Below are 21,032 nucleotides of genomic sequence, written 5' to 3'. Positions count from 1 at the left end.
GCCTCTCCCCACAATGGATTTACGGCAGCACCCTCATGGTTCGGGCACATCGAGTGAGAACTCCGAACGCCACCACGCCCGGTTTTCAGCGGTGCATGTGGCTCTGCTTCCTGGTCTCTCCAGCGACGGGCTCGAGATAACCGAGACAGCCTGGGGTAGTCTTGAAAGCCACCTCAACTGCTTCTGCAGATCATCCCAGGAAATCGCATGCTTCTCATCATTCATTTCCCACTGCAACATGGCTTGCATATTTTCATTTGCCGCCGAAATGCCAACCAGGCCGTGGCACAGGCCATTACGAACATCGAGCGCCATTTGCAGTTGGCTGCATAACGCGGTGGCGAGAAGCGGCCCCAATGAGCTGGCGGGTTGAGATTGGATGACCGAGCTCTCCCAGGTTCGGAATGCCGCAGCAATGCCATGGGCCCTTGGCGGAAGGTGGCCGTGGGCGCGAACGACTTCGTTGCGCACAGCCTTCTCGACCGAGGCCCAAATGAGCAATAGCGATCCCAACGCCCCGCTGATCCTCTCGTAAGATATTTCCAACGCAGCCCCCGTCGATCTCATCAACGCGACATATCTCCGGCACCGAATGATGTCACCTGAGGGCTGCTTGCCAAAGCCATAGGATTGTTGCCCTTAGGCGGTCACGGCTTCCTGACGGCACGGGAAGGGAAAGCGGCAGTTCCGCTCCTAGGGAGTAAAATCGGGCGGCGTAACGGCATCAAAGGGTCGCTGGCGGCAGGGCATTGCCTGCCGGCCATTAAAACGGTCTACTTCGATTTCGGATCGGGCAACAGGATTGCGAGCAATCCGATGGCGGGTAGCCAGGCGCAAATCGCATAGACCATCTCAATCCCAGCTCGGTCTGCCACCGCGCCGAGAACCGCTGCGCCAACGCCGCCCATGCCGAACGAGAAGCCGAAGAACAGGCCGGAGATCATGCCGATCTTGCCGGGCACCAGATCCTGCGCAAACACGACGATTGCGGGAAAGGCGGAGGCGAAGATGAGGCCGATCATCACGGTCAGCGGTCCTGTCCAGAACAGGCTCGCATGCGGCAGCAACAGCGTGAAGGGCAGGGCGCCGAGGATCGAGAACCAGATCACATATTTCCGCCCGAACTTGTCGCCCAGCGGCCCGCCCGCGATGGTGCCGACCGCGACGGCGGCGAGGAAGGCGAACAGGTGCAACTGCGCAACCTCCACCGACACACCGAAACGGTGTATCAGGTAGAACGTGAAGTAGCTGGTGAGGCTGGCGAGATAGACATATTTGGAGAAGATCAACGCGAGCAGCACCGCGATCCCACCCAGCACTTTGCCACGCGGAAGTTTCGCGACTGCCTGCGCGCCGCCTTTGCCGGAAGACAGGCGGGCAAGCCCGTGATGTCGATACCACTGGCCGACATTCCAGAGGATTGCGCAGGAGAGCAGCGCCAGCATCGCGAAGAATGCGAGGCTCGACTGGCCCCAACGCATGACGACGATGGCCGCAGCCAATGGCCCCAGCGCCGATCCGGTATTGCCGCCGACCTGGAACATAGACTGGGCCAGCCCGTGCCTACGCCCCGCTGCCATCCGTGCGACGCGTGAGGATTCGGGGTGGAAGACAGATGAGCCCATGCCGAGCAGCGATGCGCCGACCAGCAACAGGCTGTAGCTGTGCGCCACCGACAGGACCAGCAACCCCGCCAGTGAGAAGAGGGTCCCACCCGGCAATGCGAGGGGTGTCGGCCGCTTGTCGGCATAGAGGCCGATCAGTGGTTGAAGGATGGATGCGGTCACCTGATAAACGAGCGTTACCAGTCCGATCTGGCTGAACGACAGGCCCAGCTCCGTCTTCAGGCTGGGATAAATGGCCGGCAGCAGTGATTGCAGCATGTCGTTGATGAGATGGCAGGCGCTGATCGCCGCGATGATGCCGAAGACTGTGGTTTCGGCAGCTGGCTGGATCGGTGCGGCTCTGGTGGCGTTCATGACTGTTCCGTTCTTGATGGCGCCTAGGCCATAGACGCTCGCAGTTCGACCCGCATTCGACTATGGGTCTTTCACTTTCGCGAATGGGACAAGAGATGCCGTGGAACGATCCTGCGACCGTCGAGCATATCGACAGGCCCATCGTCGGCATCAGCAATGAATATCCGCCCGCTTATGAACTGGACTGGCACGAGCATCGGCGCGGGCAACTTCTCTACGCCGCGCGAGGTGTGGTCGTCGTCAGCACGGCTCATGGCGCCTGGGTTGCGCCGCCGGAACGCGCGGTCTGGACGCCAGGTGGCTGTCCCCATGCCGTCCGAATGGTCGGCGCGGTCAGTACGCGCAGCGTCCTGATCGAGGCGGAGGCGGAAGGTTCACTGGGCGAGCGCAACAAAGTCATTCAGGTGTCGCCGCTCCTGCGTAGCCTGCTAGAGGCGGCGTGCGATATCCGCCCCGAATATGATCGTGACGGCCGGGACGGGAAGCTCATGGCGCTGCTTCTCTCTGAACTGGCAGCAGCCCCCACCGTACCTCTGGCCGTGCCATTCCCACAGACCGCTGCGATGGCGGCAAAATGCGAGGCCTTTCTGCGGCATCCCACGCCGCATGAAAGCATCGACCAGTGGAGCGACGATCTCGGCATGGGACGGCGCGCGTTCACCCGCGCATTTCGCCGGGAAACGGGCCTGAGCTTTGGTGCGTGGCGGCAGCAGGCATGCATCCTGATTGCCTTGCCGAGGCTGGCTGCGGGCGAGTCCATCACAGCCATCGCCTTCGACCTTGGCTATGACAGCACGGCAGCCTTCACGACGATGTTCAAGCGGCGCGTGGGGGTGCCGCCCAGCCGTTACAGGCGAAGCAGTTGAAGGCATGGATTGACGTTCGTTAATGTCCGCTTCTGGGGGATGGAAATTGCGAGTGGAACGTCAACAATGGGTCGGCTCCGGGAAGCCGAACGCCGGATCGAAGGACAATTCTGCGCCTTCCCAAGCGTGCTTGCAAACGGCGTATTCGAGGCCCCACAGTCATTCACATAGAACCTGTGACCTTCAACGCCCTGACCGCGCGACATTGCTCAAGCATACCTCGGTAGCTTTCGTATCAAATCGAGGCACTGCGCGATCGATCTTGTCTACCCCATACGCTATCCTGCGGGCCTCTCAGCACACGATGACGCGTTGAATTCCAGGCCCCCAGCAGGACGATAGCTGATGCCCCCGCAACAAAATCGACGGCAAGCATCTCGGCGGGATGCGAAGAGGCAAACACGATCGTCGCCAGGGGAATGCACGCCATGCCGACGGCACAGACGGGCAAGAGTTCCGTTGCCGCGCGCGCGCTTCCGCGCAAGAGCGCCCAGATCACGAACCCCGCGAAGACAACGTGATAGACAAGGCTGTGAGTTCCCTCGCTCGCACCGGTGCCCAACAGCTTGGCCGCCGCCACCGTTACCGAGATCCCGGCGATGCAGCCGAGCGGCACGCCAATCGTCAAGGACCCGAGCACACGGGTCGAGCGGGTCTGGCTAACGGCACCAGCCTTGCGTTCCCGCTTGCGACGGCTCTCCACCCAAAGGAGGTTCCCGGTGTAGAACAGGAAGGCTCCGGCCAGCCCCAGCAGGAAATAGGCCCAGCGCACGCCAGTGCCGCCGAAACTGCCGAAATGCAGCGCGAAGAAACTGGTCACCGTGGCGCCCCAGCCGTCCTGCTGTCCGCCGAGGTAATCCTTGTCCTTCACCCGCCCGGTTGCCGGATCGAGCGCGGCTACGGTGTAGGTCGGGCCGCGCAAACCATAACGTGGATCCCGGCCCATCGCCCGCAGCGACGCCGTGCCGTCGCGTCCTTTGCCATAAGCCAATGCCACGGGCACGAAACCGGGCACCTCGCGCGACAAACTATGGATCACGCTGGCAGGCGAGGCCGGGCTCTCGGGCGATGACCCGGAAGCGACTGCGGCGGGGCGATCCTCGGCGTGCGCGAAGACGGCTTCCTGCGCATCGTAGAACTGGTCGTGGAAGGCGAATACCACCGCTGTCAGCGCCATGATGATGTGGAACGGCAGGCTGAAGACGCCGAGCAAGTTATGCACGTCGAGCCACATGCGCTTGACGTTCTTGCCGCTGCGCAGCGCAAACAAGTCCTTTACGAGGCTGGGAAGCAGCACGACCAGCCCGGAAACCAGAGCGATCGCATAAAGCATGGCGATCGCGCCCATGATCGGCATCGCTATTTCGTGGTCGAGCATCAGTCCGACCTGCTGGTGCAGCACGTCGATGAACTCGGCTACCGGCGATGGACCGTGTTCCTCGACCTGCAATTCGCCTTCTGTGTCGAGCGCGGCATAGAACGTGCGGCGCGCGCCATGTCCATCGGCGCCGCGGGCCGCCACCTGCCAACTGACCCGCGCCGGGTTTTCGCGCCCCGTCTCCAGGTTCACCTGATAGCCTTTGGCTGCTTCGGGGTGCGCCGCCAGCACGGCGCGGATCAGTTCGGGGGTCCGCTCTACCGATACCGGGGCGGCCAGTGTGCTGGGAGTTGAAGCCCAGCGCTGCAAAGGCTCCTCGAACATCGTGATCGCGCCCGCATAGAACGCCACGAACAGAGCAAGGCCCGAGATGATGCCGACCCACCCGTGGATGTCCTTATACATCCGCACGATATCGGTGCGCACCTTCATCCGAGCATTCCCGTAGCATAGAGCGCTGTCCAGACGCCCGCGCTGGCCAGCCCCAAAACACCCCATGCCCGCAGGCCCGAGCGGAACAGGAAGCACAGGCTGAGAACCAGGCACCAGACCGGCGACATGGACCACATCGCCAACTGGCCTTTGGTCGAAAAATAGGAGTCGCTGACCCCGATCCACCACGCGAGCAGACCGCTGATGCCCAGCGCCAGCAAGAAGCCCAGGATCAGACCGGCACTCGCCTTGCCCAGCCAGTCCCGGCTTGTCAGTTGTGCTCCGCTCATCGCCGCGCCTCCTGTCTCATGCGCAGCCACAGCACGATCAGCGGAACGACGCTCCAGACCAGCGAGGCCGCCGTCAGCGCGATGAACACCGCTGTCGCCGGGCCGGCCCAGCCGAGCAGAACCCCTTGCCCCGCGAGCATCGCGGCGCCGCCACCGAAACCGCAGGCGCGACGCGGGAAGGCCGCCCCGGTCAGCGACTGGTTCGGCGAGGATAGAAACACCATCAACGCCCCGGCCATGACGAGCAGCGCGCCCGCCCAGAACATCGTCATCGTCCTTCCTCCCCGAATGCCGCCGCGATTCCGGCGGCAATTGCCGCCAGCATCGTCGAGCCGTGGCTCTGCCCCGGCAACGGCAGATAACGGGCGGCATGCCCACTGGCCTGCCAGCGCGTTACAAGCGCCTCGCCATCGCCACTGCCGTTATTCGCGAATGTGCTTTCGTTCGGCGCGCTGGCGAGCAACAGGACCGCGCCTGCCGCGTCGCCTGCCTGTCGCTCCGCCTGGGCGAGTACACCGTCGCCGAACCACAGCGACGGGCTGACCGCGACGACGCGCGAATAGGCGCGGCCTTGGTACATCGCCTCAAGCGCCAGCAGGCCGCCGAAGCTATGCCCCATCAAGGTCTGGCGATGCGGATCGATCCGAAAGCGGGCGGCCAGCCTTGGCCGCAGGTTGCGGTCGATGAAGTCGAGGAATGCATCGCCGCCGCCTGTCGCCAGTCCGTGCGCGGGCATGCCCTTGGGGATCGCGTAGCCGGGCGCGGGAGGCGTATAGTCCAGCACGCGGCGCGGCAGCCCTCCACTCTCGATCGCCACGACGATACCCGGCTGGATGCCAGAGCGGGCACCGGCGCGCTCTAGCCTGCGCGCGGTCATCGCGGCGATGGCGAAGTTGTCGTCGCCATCGAGCAGCCATAGCACCGGCCAGCCTTCGGCCGGCGGCTCCCCTTCGGGCCACGCGATCATCACCCGGTAGCCATGGCCGTCCGGCGATGTCACTGTCTCCACATCGGAGCGTTCAAGCTGCCACGGCGCGGCCATGGCGGGAAGCGCGGCAGGCGCCGACGCGGCCAGAGCCGACACGAGCGCCATCGCCGCTTGCACTGACGGCAACCGCTTCACCAGCGCGTGTCCAGACGAACCGTCACGCTGCGGCCCTGACCGTAATAGCATGCCGATACCGCCGTGCAGGTGGCGACATAGCGCTTGTCGGCCACGTTGCGGGCATTGACCGAGGCGACCATACCGTTATCGAAGTCATAACGTACGAACAGATCGAACAGCGCGTAATCCGGGATCGACAGGGCATTCGCGTTCTCCCCGAAGCTCTTGCCGGTGTAGCGGACGCCGCCGCCCAGCCCCAGCCCCTCGAGCGGGCCGGCGGTGATGCGCTGGTCGAGGAACAGCGACGCCATCCATTCGGGCACCTGTGGCAACCTGTTGCCCAGCTGCGCCGCGGTGTTCGTCCTGGTGATCTTGCTCCAGCTCCTGGTTGTCGTCGCGATCACCGCCATGCCCCAGGCCAGGGAAGCCTTTCCTTCAAACTCGATGCCGCGGATGCGGCCCTCGCCGGTCTGGATCTGGCAGTTGGGGTAGCAGGCCTGTTCCTCGTACTGTTCCTCGGTCATGCCGGCGGGCGCGTCCGCGAAAGTGGCGGGCGTGACGATGTTCTGCTGGGTGATCTGGTAGGCACCCAGGCTGAGGTAGATGCTCTTGCCGCTCTGGTAGCGCAGCCCCGCCTCGTACTGCTGCCCGGTCGTCGGCACGAAGCCGGTGCCGTTGATCGTGGTCGCCGGATCGGCCACTTGCGGCAGGAAGCTCTCGGCATAGCTGGCGTAAGGCGCGAGGCCGTTGTCGAACAGATAGACCGCCCCTGCGCGCCATGTGAAGGCGTCCGACTTGTTGACGTAAGTCGTATTCCGGATCGCGTTGGTCGTCGTGTCCTTCGCCCAGTCCTGACGCCCGCCCACGGTCACGCGCAGGCGCCCCAACGCGATCTGGTCCTGCAAGTAGAGGCCTGACTGCTTGCTCACGGTTTCCGTATAGATCTGAGGCGCCATGTTGGCGGCAAAGCCTGTAGATCCGCGCGATACCGGATCGAAGATGTCGAGGACCGGCAGCACCAGCGAGGAGGACACCAGATCGCGATAGTGCTCCCATTCCGTATGGAAGTAGTCGAAGCCGCCCAGCAGCGTGTGCTTCACAGGCCCGGTCGACAATTCATACTGCAACTGGGTGTCGGTCGCGATGCCGTCGCTTTCGCCGACGCCCTGCACCGCGCGGCGGCCGATGGTCTGGCCCGGAATGCAACCGAAGATGGTGCTCGAACAGGTCGCCAAGGTATCGCCCGATAGCACCACCACCCGGTAAAGCGTATCGAGATGGGTGTAGCGCGTATTGTTGCGCAGCGTCAGGCCGCTGTCGCCGAAGCGATGTTCGAAGAAACTGGCGGCGAGATACTGGTTGCGATCGAACGTGTTCCAGTCCGGCTCGCCCAGATTGGCATCGTTGGCGATGTACTTGCCGTTGCTGGAAACCAGCGATCCGGTCTTGGGCAGGAACTGGAATGTCGAACCGCCGTCGTCGCGCTGGTACTGCCCCAGCAGCGTCCATGTGGTATTCTCGCCCGGCTTCCAGGTGAGGCTCGGGGAGATATACTGGCGGCCGATCTTTACGCCGTCGACCTGCGTGTCGCCATAGCGCGACAGGCCGACCACGCGCCCCGACAACGTATCGGTGATCGGTCCGGAAACGTCGGCCGCTGCCTGATAATTCCAGTTCGACAGGTCGGTGGTTCCGATCCCCTGCAGCATGAACTGGGCCTGGAAGGTATCGGTAGGCCGCTTGCTGACGATGTTGACGACACCGCCCGGAGCAGTCTGCCCGTAAAGCGCTCCCGACGGCCCCTTGAGCACCTCGATCTGCTGCAAAGCGAAGGAATCGAAACCCGGGCGCGTCCATTGTCCTCCGGACGGCAGGCGAAGACCGTCCACGAAATTGTTGTTGGACGAAAAGCCGCCTGCGCCGAACCCGCGTACGGATACCTCGTCGACCCGGCTGTCGATGCCGAACGCTTCCGATTGCACGCCCGCCGTGTAAGCCAGTGCGTCAGCGATCGTGGGCGAAGCACGCAAGTCCATTTCCTCGCGGCTCACGATCGAGATCGACTGCGGGGATTCGATGATTGGCGTGTTGGTCTTCGTGGTCGAAGTCGCCGAGGACTGACCTGTCGCAGTGACGATGATTTCCCGATCGGCAGCAGCCGCATCCGGCGCCGCCTGCGCCATCGCGTGACCTGCGTGACATGCCATGACGATTGCCAAAGCGGTGGAGGTGGTGCGCATGTTTACCCTCATATTCTCGTGCGTCGCAATGCGCGCTGCTAGTGCGAGGTAGTCGCATTATCAACCCCATTCAAACAGCCGGCGGTTAACGGCACGCCATCCGCAAAGAATATGTCCCGTCTGTATCGTTGCGTGAACCCAACCTCTGCCAGCACAACAGGGTTTACAAATGTAACACCCTTGCGCTTATGTCGCTAACGATTCGCATTAGCTATTTTCGCATTGCTTCAGGGGTGGAACGACAATGCATTCAACAAGGCATCAAACGATCGCACGTCGCCCGGTAGTCAACGGGTTTGGTGCATTCCTGCTCGCGAGTACCGCATTTGTCGTGGGCACGACGGTGCCGTCGGGCACCGCCTCGGCGCAGGAGAGCGGCGACTTCCATATCCCCGCCGGACCACTGGCGGACGCCATCGACCGATTCGCCCGCCAGAGCGGCGCGCAGATCCGTCACAGCGCAGTCGCGATGGAGGGCAAGACCTCGGCAGGTCTGCAAGGACGGTCCGGCGTGGCCGAAGGGCTTTCCAGGATTCTGGCCGGGACCGGCCTTACCTTCCGGCAGACGGGCGCGAACAGCTTCACGCTGGAGGCCGCACCGCAATCGGCGGATGGTGCCATCCAGCTCGGTCCCGTCCGGGTCGGCGGCGACGGTACCACCGTAGGCGGCTACGACCGCCCGGTCAGCGGCACGGCACTCACTGAACATTCGCGTTCCTACACCTCTGCAGGCCCGATCGCCGCGGCGACGGGACTTGGCCTGACCTTGCGGGAGACGCCGCAGTCCATCACCATCCTGACGCGCGAGCGTCTGGACCAGCAGGGCATCACCACTCTGGGCGATGCGCTGGCACAGGCGCCGGGGATCTTCTACCAGCCTGCGGGTTCGTCGGTCGGCGGCTATGCCGGCCTCAACTCCCGCGGCTATGCCGTTACCAGCATCATGCTGGACGGCGTGCCGATCCCGAGTTCTGCGATCGCGGGCTATGCCGCGCTGCAGGGCCTCGGAACGCTGAACACCGACGTCTACGATTCGATTACCGTCGTGCGCGGCGCGACCGGACTGATGACGGGCGCAGGCGACCCTTCCGCGACCATTGCGCTGACCCGCAAGCGTCCGACCGACACGCTTCAGGCCATCGCTCTGGCCAGCTACGGGCGCTGGGATCAGGTGCATGCCATGGTCGATCTTGGCGGCCCGCTCAATTCGCAGGGGACCGTACGGGCGCGGGCGGTCGGCTCGTTCGAGGACGGCGACAGCTGGAAGGAAGGCTACAACTACCGCAAGTACTTGGGATACGGCATCATCGAGGCGGATCTGTCGGACCGCACGCTGGCCAGCCTGTCCTTCGACTTCGGCGGCAACAACGGCAAGGGCGGTGCCGGTCCGTACACGGGCTATGCGCTGACCGATGTCGACGGGAATCCGACGCCGTTCAGCCGCCGCGATAATGCCCAGACGGAATGGAGCCGCTTCCGCGACCGCCGCATCGGCGTGACCGCAGCCATCGAGCATACGTTCGACGAGGATTGGCGGGCCAAGCTGGTCTACAATCACAACGAAGTGAAGACGCGGCAGTACTTCGGTCTGGCGGCAGACCTGCCCGACGCGGACGGTTTCACCGCGCTGCACCTGCGCAGCTATCGCATCACCAATAAGGTGGATTCGGTCGGTGCCAAGCTAGACGGCGCCTATTACCTGTTCGGGCGCAGGCATGAACTGGTGGCCGGCTTCAACGGATCGTGGACCGACGAGATCACGCCCGACTGGTACCGCAGTTTCGCCAGCACCGTGAATGTCTATAGCTGGAACCGCCAGTTCCCCGAGCCGGACTGGGAATCGCTCTATGGCTTCGGCTGGGGCACCAAGGTCAGCCAGTACGGCGCCTATGTCGCCACCCGGTTTCGGGCGACCGAGGCTCTCGCGATCCTTGGCGGCCTGCGCTGGAGCAATTGGCGCACGCGCGATCTGGACGAGACCGGAGCGGACTATGACGACCGCAAGTATCGCAACGAGATCACGCCCTATCTGGGCGCGGTCCTCGACATCACGCCGAACCTGTCGATCTATGCGAGTTATACCAGCATCTTCAACCCACAGTCCTCGCGCGATGTCCAGGGGCGCCTGCTCGATCCCGAGACGGGCTCCAACATCGAGGCCGGCATCAAGGGTGAATGGTTCGACGGTCGCCTGAACGCGAGCGCCGCCGTATTTCAGGTGAAGAAGGACAATCTGGCGGTGCAGGACGGCACCAACCTGACGCCCACCGGCGATCAGGCTTATGTCGCGATCGACGATACCAAGGGCCGGGGATGGGAAGTCGAAATCTCGGGCGAGCCGGTCGAAGGATGGAGCGTTCAGGGGGGCTACACGCGCGTGCGGACGAAGGACAGCGCCGGGGCGCGCCTTAACGGCGAGATGCCGGAACATATGGTCAAGCTCTTCACCAGCTGGACGGCGCCGTCGCTGAGCCAGCTGACCGTGGGCGGCGGCGTGACGTGGCAGAGCCGCATCTACTCGCCATGGATGGATGAGGCATGGGCCGATCGCTATGCGCAAAGGAGCTATGCCGTGGTCAACGCCATGGTCCGTTACGCGATCAGCGAGCAGATCATGGTGACGGTCAACGCCAACAACCTGTTCGACAAGGTCTATCGCACCGACGTGGACGTTCACGACTATGGCGCGCCGCGCAGCTTCGTGGCCTCCGTGCGCGCGCAGTTCTAACGATCGGGAAACTGGGGGCGGCGCTGGGCGCTGCCCTCCTGACGGGAGCTGGCGATGGCCGCCGCGCAGGGCAAAGTGGAGCGGCAGGGATGGCGTCAGTCGATGTCCTCCCTTCATACATGGGCGGGGCTGATCCCCGGCTGGATCCTGTTCCTTGTCTTCCTATCGGGTACGGCGTCCTTCTTCCGCCACGAGATCAGCGCCTGGATGCGCCCGGAACTGACGCCCGCGCCGGTGACACGACAGGCGCTGCGGGCCGCCGACACCATTCTGGCCACGGCGGGAAGGGATGCCCCGAACTGGTCCGTGACCCTGCCCAATCCGCGCGGAGGTGAGGCTCTGACGCTGGACTGGCCGCCGTCCACCGATGAGGGCGAATGGACCAGCATCACGCTCGATCCGGCGACCGGGAAACGCGCCTCGATCCGCGAGACCGAAGGCGGGGACTTCCTGTTCCACTTCCATTACAATCTGCGCTACCTGCCGTGGTGGGCCGGACGCTATCTGATCGTCATCGCTTCGCTGGCGATGGTGGTGGCTATTCTTTCCGGCGTAATCACGCACAAGAAGATCTTCACCGATTTCTTCCTGCTGCGCTTCGGCAAGGGCCAGAGAAGCTGGCTCGACGCGCACAACGTCACCAGCGTGCTGGCCCTGCCGTTCCACCTGATGATTACCTACACCGGGCTCGTCATCTTCGCCAACATGCTGCTGCCCTGGCCGATCAGCGCCAATTTCGCGAGTGAGGATGGCTATTACGAGGAGTCCTACCCATCGCTCGCCGATGTCGAAAAGGCTGGCCGCCCTGCTCCCGCGCTATCGCTAGTCGGACTGATCGACACCGCTCGCAGCTGGATCGGAGAGATGCCTGCCAGTCTCTCGATCCAGCACCCGGGCGAGGCCGCCGCCATCGCAACCGCCTATCCGCGACCGGACCGGCTCGGCGGCAATCCTCCTGCCGTTTACATCGATGCCGTGTCGGGAGCGGTCCTGACGGGAACCCGGCCTGCCAGCGGGGCGGAGGCGACCCGCGATGTCATGGTGCAACTCCATGCCGGCTGGTTCGCGGCCCCCGTCCTGCGCTGGCTCTACTTCGCCGCCGGCCTCAGCGGCACTGTCATGATCGGATCGGGCCTGATCCTGTGGACGGTCAAACGGCGAGCGAAACTGCCCGATCCGGCACGCCCGCACTTCGGCTTCCGACTGGTGGAACGCCTGAACATCGCGGTCATAGCCGGAGCGCCGGCCGCGATCGCGATTTTCTTCCTGGCCAATCGCTTGCTGCCGCTTACCCTGACGGACCGGGCCGCATGGGAAGTGGACGCCCTGTTCATCGGTTGGGGCGCGATCTGTGGCTGGGCGTTCGGACGTCCTGCCAAACGGGCCTGGGTCGAAGTGCTGGGCACCGGCGCCGTGTTGTATGCCGCAGTGCCGCTTATCAACGCATGGACGACCGGGCACGGGCTGGTCCCCGCCCTCATCTCCGGTGACCGGGTCTTTGCCGCGTTCGATGCGACGATGCTGGGCACGGCGATCCTGCTGGCTTTCGCGGCACGGCGCATGGCCCGTTACCGGCCCAGAATGCCGCCAAGCCGACAAGGCCGCGTAACCACACAGGCTGCGGCATGATCCATATCCTTATCCTGATGCTTGCGCTGACGGGCTTCATCGCCCTGCTTCTGGGACTCCAGAAGCATCAGCAGGTATGGTTGCGACGCAAGCTGCCGAAGACCGCCACCCGCCTGCTGCGCGCGTGCGGCTTCCTGTCGCTGGCCCTGGCGTATCTTTCGGCGGGGCTGGCGTTCTCTTGGGGCCATGGAACCGTTGTCTGGGTCGGATGGCTGACGATCGCGGCAGGTCTGGTGCTGACCGTCAACGTCAATCGCGAGCGCATCATGCCAAAGGTGCGGCGATGACGCGGCGGTCTTCCGTAGCGGCCACGTCGTCCGTGACGGTCCGCGTGATCGCCGGGACACTGGGAGCATTTGCGACAGGCGCGCTGGCGACCACCGTCCTGTCGCTGGGCCTGGCGCGCGTCGGCGTCTCTCGCGCCGATGCCGTCACCATCGCGTTGCTGGCCGGGCCGGCCATTCTTGCGCTGATGTCCCTTGCCGCGTTTCACAGCCGCAGCCCGACCCAGCTGCTGGGATGGCTGGCGGCAGCCGCAACGCCTCTCTCCATCGCCTATGTCCTTCTGCGGAGCAGCCCATCGTGAAGCACCTGCCCGTCGCGCGCCCACCGCACCCGCACATCGCCGCAGAGGTCGAGCTTCCCTCACGCTATGGTGTCGGGACAGGATCGCGCCTGTTCGGAGTGGCGGGCACCTGCGTGGTTCCCATGCTCGTTCTCGGCGCGCTGCTGCTGTCATGGGAAACGTACAATGGCCCGCCGAAGCCTCCGACGCTCAGCGTCTATGACGTGGCGCTGCCTGCGGCACCTCCTGCCCCCCGACCCGAAGCACCCGCCGAGCCGGAGCCCGAGCAGGAGCCGCTGGACGAGCCCGTCGTCGTCGATCAACCGGCGATCGCGCCTCCCCTCCTCACGCTGCCTCAGACCAGACCGGTCGCGGTCATAACGCCTCCCTCCCCGCCACCGCCGGACGTGCAGGCCAGACCTAAGCCGCAGCCGGAAAGCCAGCCGACAGCCGCCGCACCGGAACCCTCGAACGCGAAGCCGACATGGGAAGGCGCCGTGTTGAGCGCGCTCAACACGGTCAAGCGCTATCCCCGAGAGGCGCGTTTCGCACGACAGCAGGGCGTGCCGTACATCCGGTTCGTCATGGATCGCGAGGGCACGATCCTCTCGGTGCGGCTGGAACGCCCTTCCGGCGTGCGTTCGCTCGACCAGGAGGCGCTTGCCCTGCCCAGACGAGCACAGCCTCTGTCCGCACCGCCTGCGGAAGTGAAGGGTGCGACGATCGAACTGGTCGTGCCCGTCGAATTCTTCATGCGATAGTCTTGAGCCGAAGGAACACGATGACCGACAATGCACTGAAGGCCGCGGGGATCGCCGGGATGGTCGGCGCCGTCCTCTGGTCGATCGGCGACGTGCTGATCGTGGGGGGTACGGCAAATCCTGCGGACTACCCCTTGCTGTCGAACACATACGCATCCCGGATCTCGTTCGGCGCCTTGCCGCTCATGCTGGGGCTGCCGGAGCAGCGGCTGGCGCTGGGCGCCCTGCTCAACAATCTGGCGATCCCGCTCTATCTCGCGGGAAGCTGGCACCTCTATCGCGGCGCGCGACCCGCCGGGCGAGCGCTTTCGTTCGCGATACTGGTACTACTCATGTGCGGCAATGCGTGGTCGCCGCTGGGGCACGCCGGGTTCTACTACATCGGCCGTGTGTACCAGACGATGCTGGCGGTGCCGCCGGAAGCTCACGAGGCCCTGCTGGCCCTCGGCGACGAGTTCAATCGCATGCTGTTGATCGCCTGGCTGCTTCCGGTGGTCACGCTGGGCTGCGGCCTTCTCCTTCTGTGCGCCGCCATCCTGACCGGCAGGAGCGCGTACCCCCGGTGGAGCGCCCTGGTGATCAACCCGTTCGTGCCGCTCTTCATTGCGGCTGCCGGCTCGATCCTGCCATCGCCTCTCGGGCCATGGTTCCATGCCGCCGTGCTGAACGTAGCATTCCTGCTGATCTACACCGCATCGACCGCAGGCTCGATGGCTGAAAAGATTCTCAGCATCCGGAGCTAGCATTTCACATTCTCGTCGCGGGGCCCCGCCGAGCCAAACGACTGATCGGTGTCCCGGTTACGCCCGCTTTCGTCTGAACCCGTTCAGTTCGGGCGGTTTTCATCCAGGCGTCGCATGACGCGACCCAAGTGGTGTCGGTAGAGGGTCAGCGGGTGCAGGCGAATTCCGGCTTCGGTCAGTATTGCGGCGCACCTAAGGACGCTCGATGTGATTTGCACATCACCGGGCAACAATCGCTCCGTCGTTGGTCGCTGCGCGGCGGCGAGCCACGACAGCAGGAGCAACTCATCATCTCCGAGATAGGCCGTTCGCCTCGCCTGAACGATGAGCCCCCGCTCTTGCGCCAATTGGCGCAGTTCGTCGAAGCCATGTCTATGGTCTGATGTGCGAAGGACGTCACGCTCGCCACGCAGCATTGCCACTGCATCCTGCTCCTTGCGTGGACGCCGGTGTAAGGCTCGATTCAAGTATGCCATTCATCCGTCCTGTCGTTTGGACCGAGACGAGATCAGACATCGTCTAACACAGTCCAGGTTAGGCATGGGAGCAAAAGCATCCTGACAGGCGCGGCCGCGTGATGCAGTCGCGATGCGGGGAGGGTAAGCGCGATCGACTGGCGTTTGGCCTTATACTGCGGGATTCAGAGTTTCGAATTCCAGCGATCGCAGTTCGTAGCGCCTGGCGCGACGTCGGCAGCGTTCCGCCTTTTTCCCGGAAACACTCTCAGCGCGATCCCGCTCTTCTGCCGCGCGGTAGCGGTAGTATGCGGCATCGATGTGATCGAACATCGCTATCCCCTTTGCTGACGACAAGGATCGCTCGCGTCCACGTAGTCGAGGCACGGAAAAATCGGCCGGGGCAGGCAAGGCAAGGAGCCGCCCCGGCCAGGATCACAGGATGAGAAGGAATGGCCCATGACAAGCGTTCCTTCCGGGCTTGTGGCTTGACGAGAGAGACAAGCTACACCGCCTTTTAATGCGACTAAGTCGCACTTGCAAGAGGATTCGCTGCAGCGGACCTTTTATTGCTATTGCGAGTCTGTTGCATTACAATTAGCGGAACTGCCCCTGCAGAAGCAAGTCGGTATCGGCATCAATCTGGAATGAGAGCCTTGGCTGAATGGACCAGCGCTCGCCGCCGACCTTGTCGATCCAGCTTTTGTTGCTCTGATACTCACCTGCCACCCGTGCAGAGATGCCGGACGTCAACGCGACGTTGATGTCGCCATAGGGATTCCAGGTCGAGAAGCTGCCGGCTCGCATCGCCGTGTACCCGCCCGTCTTATCGGATGGTCGCTCGGTCACGACATTGATGATGCCGCCGAGCGGGGTGCCGAGACCGCCGCCGTAAAGCGTGGCGCTTGGTCCCTTGAGCACTTCGATTCGCTCCACGCCGATCAGGCTGCTCAGATCATAGGCCTTCTGGTTGCCCGCGAAGATCGGCAGGCCGTCGAGATAGACCTCGCCAGGAAATCCCCGTAGGATCGGAGGGATAAACAGGTTTTCTCCCGATCGCGTCGGCGTCACTCCCGACACGTTGACCAACGCATCGCCAAGCTTCGGCGATCCTGCTCCTGCAAGAGTGAGTGGGTGGTGACCTGCACCGACTGCGGCACTTCGATCAGGGGCGTATCGGTGCGCGTTGCCGCGCTGGAAGTGGGCGCTCTGTACGTCTGACGCTCCCCTGTGACGACGATGTCGGCGCTGGTCCAGCTTGCACCGACCTTATTACTGGACGTTTGGGCATACACGGACTGACTTGAGGTTGTGGCGACAGCGAGCACGACGAGCGACCACCCTCGCGGGTGCTGGAAACGAATAGACATGGAATAACTCCAACGGGCGGACACGCGTGGTCGCGGTCAACCTAGCTTTGACAATGGGTCCAGATTGTCGCGAGCGTCGGGGGGCCTCGGAGCGGCGGGCGACTATAGGAGAAGCGGTGCTGCGCCATGGCGCGGGCAGGCATGAAGCCAAGCAAGATAAGGAAGGTGAGCGCCATCGCCAGCAATGGCGCATCAGCGCCGCCGAGCGCGCCCATACCGAGGGTGGTGAACGCGCACTTTCCGTCAGGCAAGCTACCTTTGTTGTGTCCTCCCGGCTGCCTCTTGCTGTCCATCTGGATAGCGATGGTGGTCGTGCGGTGTTCGATACCGTCAAAACAGAGCTGCACAGTCAGGAATTTCGTGCTGGTCGATGCGACCATGTAACCCTGCGGCACCACGAACTTCGCGCACAACGCCAGCATCACCATCAGCAAGGCGAGACTGCGATGATCGCGGATCAAAGCGCGGAAATGGCATTGAGGTGCCCCTTATCCGGCTGGGAGGCGAAAGTCATGCGACAGAATGTCCTATGGTGTTTTCGTAATCATCTTGCGGTTCCAGAATGATTCGCATATCGGCGCACACACGATGCCGGGGACAAATCCGGTTTCGATGATCGCGTCGGTGCCTCGAAAGAGGCTTAATAGGGAACATGGTGCGGGTGGACTTCCACCCTAAGCCAAGGCTGTCCCTGCAACTGTAAGCGGCGAGCGCGATGTACATGTGCGGCGGGCAATTGCCTTGTCGCCAGCCACTGGGTCGGACGCAAAATCCTGCGAGACCTGGGAAGGCCGTACATCAAGCTGTGACCCGTGAGCCAGGAGACCTGCCGGCGATGTGGTCGCTCTTGCTTTGGTCCAGGGGATGGTCAGGGCACGGTACTCCGTCTGAGCGACGAGTTGCGGCTGGGTCCGCAGCGGTGGGCAACCGCCGGTCGCCTCCTCGCGCCCGGCATCCTCCGCTGTAACTGTTTCGGTACGTTACCGGGACTGGTCCTAACCGTTCGAAACTTGTGGCTGCTGTCGCGCCCCTCGATGCGCGGGAGACAGGTGGAGGCGTGCGGGTGGAACAGGGCAAGGCAAGGCGATCAGCGAAAGCGCGGCAGTCCACGACGGCCTTGCTGCACCTGTGGCTTGGCCTCAGCGTCGGCCTTCTGCTGACCATCTGCGGGCTGACCGGCAGCTATCTCACCTTTCATCAGCAGATAGAGCGATCGGCCTTGGCCGAGTTGCGTCTTTCTCCCGGAGTCCAGCCCGCGAGCTATGAGGCGGTCTACCGAACCCTGACCCACGTCGCTCCATCCGCGCCCGGAGACTGGAACATCGAGCTTCCTGTCGGCGGCGGCATTATTACGAGCAGACTGCCCGGCAAGGATGGCCCGCGCATGGTGTCGATAGACCCCGCAACGCTGCGTGTCGTGCGCGACGTGCAGTGGGGGGAGACCATCTCCACCTGGTTGTATGAACTGCACTATCATCTGCTGATGGGGCGCACCGGCGCGAGCGTGATGGGCGTTGCAGGGATTGCCATTATGGTGCTGCTCGCCCTTGGCGGTGTCCTGTGGTGGCGATCGGGGCGGTCCATGCGGAGCCGTCTCTCCTTCCGGGCCAGCGGGACAGGGCAGCGCAAGCTCTATGACGCGCATCGTCTGATCGGCCTTGCGAGCCTCCTCCTCCTTTTCATCAGCGTTCTGACGGCGGTGGCGATGAGCCTGCCCAAGCATGTGCGACCGATGCTGGCGGCGGTATCGCCCATCTCCCGTCTCTCTGACACCAGTTCCGGCTCGGCCCGTGGCAGACCCAGAATGGGCATTGACCGCGCTCTGGCGATCGCCCGTACGGCAGTGCCCGATGGCGAGGTCCGCTGGATCAGGGTGCCTGCCAAGAGCGAGGGTGCGTATATCGTCCGCTTCTGGCAGCCCGGCGAGCCGAGCAGGCGCTTCCCTAAGAGCAGCGTCTCGATCGATCAGTATGACGGTCGCGTGCTCGCGATCTACCGCGCGCCGCGGGGCTCGATCAGTGATGGCATATTGCTGTGGCTCTATCCTTTGCATGGCGGCGAAGCCTTCGGCGTCGCGGGACGGGTCATTGTTGCTCTCCTCGGCTTGGTCCCTGCCATCCTGTTCGTGACGGGCCTCCTTCGCTGGCGGAGCAAGGTCGCACGTCTGGCTGCAGCCACACGGAAACAGGCCAAAGTTTTGAATACCGACGCCCGGCCGGCCACCATCCGCAATCAATGATATGTTGTATCATTCAATCTTCTTCACTATTGAGATCAGTTATCGGGGGGAATCAAATGACGAGGAATTTTCGGTCCGCGCGGGTGCTGGCGACGGCATCGTCTCTTGCGGCGGTCGTATATGGCGCTGCGGCCCTGGCGGCGGATGAGCCAGTCAGTGCGTTGGATGAAGCCATTATCGTCTCGGGGGAACGTGAAGTTCCGCTCGATGCGAAAACGCAGACTGGCTCCCGCCTAGGGCTGGAAATCCGCGAAGTGCCCGCCACGCTCGACGTCGTGACGCAGGAACGCTTTCTGGAGCGCGGCCTGCGCAGCAGTAATGAGGCGTTGAACAGCGCGCCCGGTGTGACGGCGGCCGACACCGGCGGCCAGCCCGGCTCCATGTCGATGCGCGGCTTTGGTGGCAATGCGGTCTCGATCAACTATGACGGTGTCCATCAGCCGTCATCGACGATGGTCACGCGTAACTATGACAGCTTCGCCTTCGAGCAGATCGAGGTGCTGAAGGGGCCTGCCTCTGTCCTGTTCGGAGAAGGTGCGCTGGGCGGCACTGTCAATTATGTACCCAAGAAGGCCATGCTGGACCGGATGGCGGTGCAGAGCCTTGCCGAATATGGCAGCCGCAATACCTTCCGCGTCGCGGGCGACGTTAACGTACCGCTGAGTCCCATCGCCGCCGTCCGCGCGCTGGTCAGCTATGCCGGGTCGGACGGCTATATCGAGCGCACGCCCAGCAAGACGCTGACCGCAAATCTGGGTATCACCATCCAGCCCGCATCGAACCTGACGATCAACCTTGCGGCCGAGCATTTCTCCAACAACAACAGCGCAACCTACTGGGGCACACCGCTGGTGTCGCGCGCGGCATCGCGGCAGGCGACCAGCGTCGTCAGCAGCGCCAACAACGGCTTCGTCCTGGACAGGGCTCTCAGCCGGACCAATTTCCAATATGAAGATGGCCTCGTTCGCTCCGACAGCCAGTGGCTGCGCTCTGCGGTGAACTGGCAGATCAACGACGTCTGGCGCCTGCGTAACGACTTGGGCTACAACAAGGGCGACCGGCTGTGGAGCGATGCGGAGAGCTATTCTTTCAACGCGGGCACAGGCCGCGTATCGCGCTCGCCCACCTATATTCGCAATGTCCTCGATTTCTTGAACGAGCGAATTTCCCTGTCTGCGGACGGTCCCATCGCCGGGCACCGCAACCGCTTCCTTATTGGCTATGAGCACAGCGAGATGGACCACACCAGCTACCGCCGCTTCGGCGCCAGCGCGACGGTCGATCCCTATGCCTTCGCGCCGGGCTTTTTCCCAACGTTCAATGCGACCAACTTCCCCGGCAGCGGCAATGTCACCGACTCCGTGGCCAAGGTCGTGACCAATGCGGTTTTCGGCGAGGATGCGTTCAACCTGACCGAGAAATGGCTGCTCGTCGGCGGCGCGCGCTATGAGGAGATGAAGCTCAACCGCCTCATCACAGACTATAATCTCGGCACGAGTGGCGTCTTCGGCCGCATGTACCGCCCCTATAGCTGGCGTGTCGGCACCGTATACGATGTGCTGCCCAAGACGCAGCTATTTGCCCAATATACCCAGGGTGCGGCGCCGGTCGGAACGCTGCTTCTTCTCTCGCTGACGAACACGGGCTTCAACCTGACCAAGGGCAAGTCGGCAGAAGTAGGCCTGAAGGGCAGCTTCCTGAATGACCGCGTCAACGCCACCCTGTCCGCCTACTGGATCCAGCAAAAAGACATCATCACCCGCGATCCGGACTTCCCGAACGATGCGACAAAGCAGTTTCAAGGCGGCACCCAGTCCACGAGGGGCATCGAGTTTGCGATCGCGGCGGCGGTGACGAAGCAGTTCCGCTTCGACGCAAACATCGCCGTGCTGGATGCCAGGTTCGACCAGTTGATCGAGGCTGGTGGCAACCGCGCGGGCAAGACACCGACGAACGTACCGGAAACCGTCGCCAACTTCTTCGCCAGCTACCGGCCGGACGAAGTGCCGGTCAAGGCGACCTTCGGCGTGCGCTATTCCGGTCCCGTCTATGGTGACACGGCCAACACCGTGCGGGCGCAGGGCTACACGGTATTCGATGCGTCCGTAGGCTACATCTTTCCCTTTGGCGAAGTGACCGTGCGCGGCCGCAACCTCGGTAACCGGCTGTATGCAGAATGGGTCGGCTCCAGCAACGTCTACCTAGCCGCTCCCCGCTCCTTCGACATCTCCTTCAGGACGAAGTTCTAAGCC

At 63.5% G+C, this 21,032-nt stretch carries 20 protein-coding genes and 1 riboswitch; of the genes, 9 read left to right on the top strand and 11 right to left on the bottom strand.

Annotated elements, in window-relative coordinates; genetic code table 11:
- Nucleotides 1-33: 33 nt before the first annotated feature.
- A complete protein-coding gene (locus ACFFDA_RS12680; protein ID WP_404478985.1) occupies nucleotides 34-471 on the bottom strand; it encodes a hypothetical protein in 438 nt (145 codons plus the stop codon).
- A gap of 302 nt (nucleotides 472-773) precedes the next feature.
- Nucleotides 774-1,979 carry an MFS transporter gene (locus ACFFDA_RS12675; RefSeq protein WP_404478984.1) on the bottom strand — a complete coding sequence of 402 codons (1,206 nt, stop codon included), beginning with the start codon at nucleotides 1,977-1,979 and terminating at the stop codon, nucleotides 774-776.
- Nucleotides 1,980-2,074: 95 nt separating this feature from the next.
- Here ACFFDA_RS12675 and ACFFDA_RS12670 point away from each other — a divergent pair, with 95 nt between their 5' ends.
- Nucleotides 2,075-2,845, top strand: coding sequence for an AraC family transcriptional regulator (locus ACFFDA_RS12670; protein WP_404478983.1), 771 nt, complete (start codon nucleotides 2,075-2,077; stop codon nucleotides 2,843-2,845).
- A 235-nt stretch (nucleotides 2,846-3,080) separates the two neighbouring features.
- On the opposite strand, the gene ACFFDA_RS12665 is transcribed toward ACFFDA_RS12670, so the two are convergent.
- The 5 genes from ACFFDA_RS12665 to ACFFDA_RS12645 are packed head-to-tail and all read right to left on the bottom strand — an operon-like array spanning nucleotide 3,081 to nucleotide 8,290.
- On the bottom strand, nucleotides 3,081-4,655 hold the full coding sequence (locus ACFFDA_RS12665; RefSeq protein ID WP_404478982.1) for a PepSY-associated TM helix domain-containing protein: 1,575 nt from the start codon (nucleotides 4,653-4,655) through the stop codon (nucleotides 3,081-3,083).
- Nucleotides 4,652-4,945, bottom strand: a complete 294-nt coding sequence (locus tag ACFFDA_RS12660; protein WP_404478981.1) for a hypothetical protein — start codon at nucleotides 4,943-4,945, stop codon at nucleotides 4,652-4,654. Before ACFFDA_RS12660 ends, ACFFDA_RS12665 begins: the two co-directional genes overlap by 4 nt.
- A complete protein-coding gene (locus ACFFDA_RS12655; protein WP_404478980.1) occupies nucleotides 4,942-5,217 on the bottom strand; it encodes a hypothetical protein in 276 nt (91 codons plus the stop codon). The genes ACFFDA_RS12660 and ACFFDA_RS12655 overlap by 4 nt, the downstream gene beginning before the upstream one ends.
- Nucleotides 5,214-6,038, bottom strand: coding sequence for an alpha/beta hydrolase (locus ACFFDA_RS12650; RefSeq protein ID WP_404478979.1), 825 nt, complete (start codon nucleotides 6,036-6,038; stop codon nucleotides 5,214-5,216). Before ACFFDA_RS12650 ends, ACFFDA_RS12655 begins: the two co-directional genes overlap by 4 nt.
- Before the next feature lie 26 nt (nucleotides 6,039-6,064).
- On the bottom strand, nucleotides 6,065-8,290 hold the full coding sequence (locus ACFFDA_RS12645; RefSeq protein WP_404478978.1) for a TonB-dependent siderophore receptor: 2,226 nt from the start codon (nucleotides 8,288-8,290) through the stop codon (nucleotides 6,065-6,067).
- Nucleotides 8,291-8,621: 331 nt separating this feature from the next.
- Between ACFFDA_RS12645 and ACFFDA_RS12640 the strand changes: the two genes are divergently transcribed.
- Genes ACFFDA_RS12640 through ACFFDA_RS12615 form a run of 6 tightly spaced genes read left to right on the top strand, consistent with a single transcriptional unit; the run spans nucleotide 8,622 to nucleotide 14,716 of the window.
- Nucleotides 8,622-11,018, top strand: a complete 2,397-nt coding sequence (locus ACFFDA_RS12640) for a TonB-dependent siderophore receptor (protein WP_404478977.1) — start codon at nucleotides 8,622-8,624, stop codon at nucleotides 11,016-11,018.
- 54 nt (nucleotides 11,019-11,072) lie between these two features.
- Complete coding sequence (locus ACFFDA_RS12635; RefSeq protein WP_404478976.1) at nucleotides 11,073-12,647, top strand: PepSY-associated TM helix domain-containing protein; 1,575 nt, start codon at nucleotides 11,073-11,075, stop codon at nucleotides 12,645-12,647.
- Nucleotides 12,644-12,934 (top strand): DUF3325 domain-containing protein, encoded by a 291-nt coding sequence (locus ACFFDA_RS12630; protein WP_404478975.1) that lies wholly within the window; start codon nucleotides 12,644-12,646, stop codon nucleotides 12,932-12,934. Before ACFFDA_RS12635 ends, ACFFDA_RS12630 begins: the two co-directional genes overlap by 4 nt.
- Nucleotides 12,931-13,233, top strand: a complete 303-nt coding sequence (locus ACFFDA_RS12625; protein ID WP_404478974.1) for a hypothetical protein — start codon at nucleotides 12,931-12,933, stop codon at nucleotides 13,231-13,233. Before ACFFDA_RS12630 ends, ACFFDA_RS12625 begins: the two co-directional genes overlap by 4 nt.
- The gene (locus ACFFDA_RS12620) at nucleotides 13,230-13,973 is read left to right on the top strand and encodes an energy transducer TonB (RefSeq protein WP_404478973.1); all 744 of its coding nucleotides are present in this window, start codon (nucleotides 13,230-13,232) and stop codon (nucleotides 13,971-13,973) included. Before ACFFDA_RS12625 ends, ACFFDA_RS12620 begins: the two co-directional genes overlap by 4 nt.
- Nucleotides 13,974-13,993: 20 nt before the next feature.
- Complete coding sequence (locus tag ACFFDA_RS12615) at nucleotides 13,994-14,716, top strand: DUF6796 family protein (RefSeq protein ID WP_404478972.1); 723 nt, start codon at nucleotides 13,994-13,996, stop codon at nucleotides 14,714-14,716.
- 83 nt (nucleotides 14,717-14,799) lie between these two features.
- On the opposite strand, the gene ACFFDA_RS12610 is transcribed toward ACFFDA_RS12615, so the two are convergent.
- The 4 genes from ACFFDA_RS12610 to ACFFDA_RS12595 all read right to left on the bottom strand — a co-directional run bounded on the left by ACFFDA_RS12610 (nucleotide 14,800) and on the right by ACFFDA_RS12595 (nucleotide 16,975).
- Nucleotides 14,800-15,138: a hypothetical protein gene (locus ACFFDA_RS12610; RefSeq protein WP_404478971.1), complete on the bottom strand. Its 339-nt coding sequence runs from the start codon at nucleotides 15,136-15,138 to the stop codon at nucleotides 14,800-14,802.
- A 204-nt stretch (nucleotides 15,139-15,342) separates the two neighbouring features.
- Entirely contained in the window at nucleotides 15,343-15,504 is a 162-nt protein-coding gene (locus ACFFDA_RS12605) for a hypothetical protein (RefSeq protein WP_404478970.1), read from the bottom strand.
- Between the two features lie 264 nt (nucleotides 15,505-15,768).
- Nucleotides 15,769-16,251 carry a TonB-dependent receptor plug domain-containing protein gene (locus ACFFDA_RS12600; RefSeq protein WP_404479231.1) on the bottom strand — a complete coding sequence of 161 codons (483 nt, stop codon included), beginning with the start codon at nucleotides 16,249-16,251 and terminating at the stop codon, nucleotides 15,769-15,771.
- Between the two features lie 331 nt (nucleotides 16,252-16,582).
- Nucleotides 16,583-16,975 carry a hypothetical protein gene (locus tag ACFFDA_RS12595; protein WP_404478969.1) on the bottom strand — a complete coding sequence of 131 codons (393 nt, stop codon included), beginning with the start codon at nucleotides 16,973-16,975 and terminating at the stop codon, nucleotides 16,583-16,585.
- 171 nt (nucleotides 16,976-17,146) lie between these two features.
- A riboswitch (cobalamin riboswitch) is annotated at nucleotides 17,147-17,390 on the top strand.
- A gap of 214 nt (nucleotides 17,391-17,604) precedes the next feature.
- Between ACFFDA_RS12595 and ACFFDA_RS12590 the strand changes: the two genes are divergently transcribed.
- Together ACFFDA_RS12590 and ACFFDA_RS12585 are read left to right on the top strand one after the other, a co-directional pair.
- The gene (locus ACFFDA_RS12590; RefSeq protein ID WP_404478968.1) at nucleotides 17,605-18,780 is read left to right on the top strand and encodes a PepSY-associated TM helix domain-containing protein; all 1,176 of its coding nucleotides are present in this window, start codon (nucleotides 17,605-17,607) and stop codon (nucleotides 18,778-18,780) included.
- 56 nt (nucleotides 18,781-18,836) lie between these two features.
- Entirely contained in the window at nucleotides 18,837-21,029 is a 2,193-nt protein-coding gene (locus tag ACFFDA_RS12585) for a TonB-dependent receptor (protein WP_404478967.1), read from the top strand.
- Nucleotides 21,030-21,032: the final 3 nt, after the last annotated feature.

The organism is Novosphingobium sp. BL-52-GroH (assembly GCF_044813085.1).
Taxonomy (GTDB): Bacteria; Pseudomonadota; Alphaproteobacteria; order Sphingomonadales; family Sphingomonadaceae; genus Novosphingobium.
This window is presented reverse-complemented; position numbering and strand designations above follow the sequence as displayed.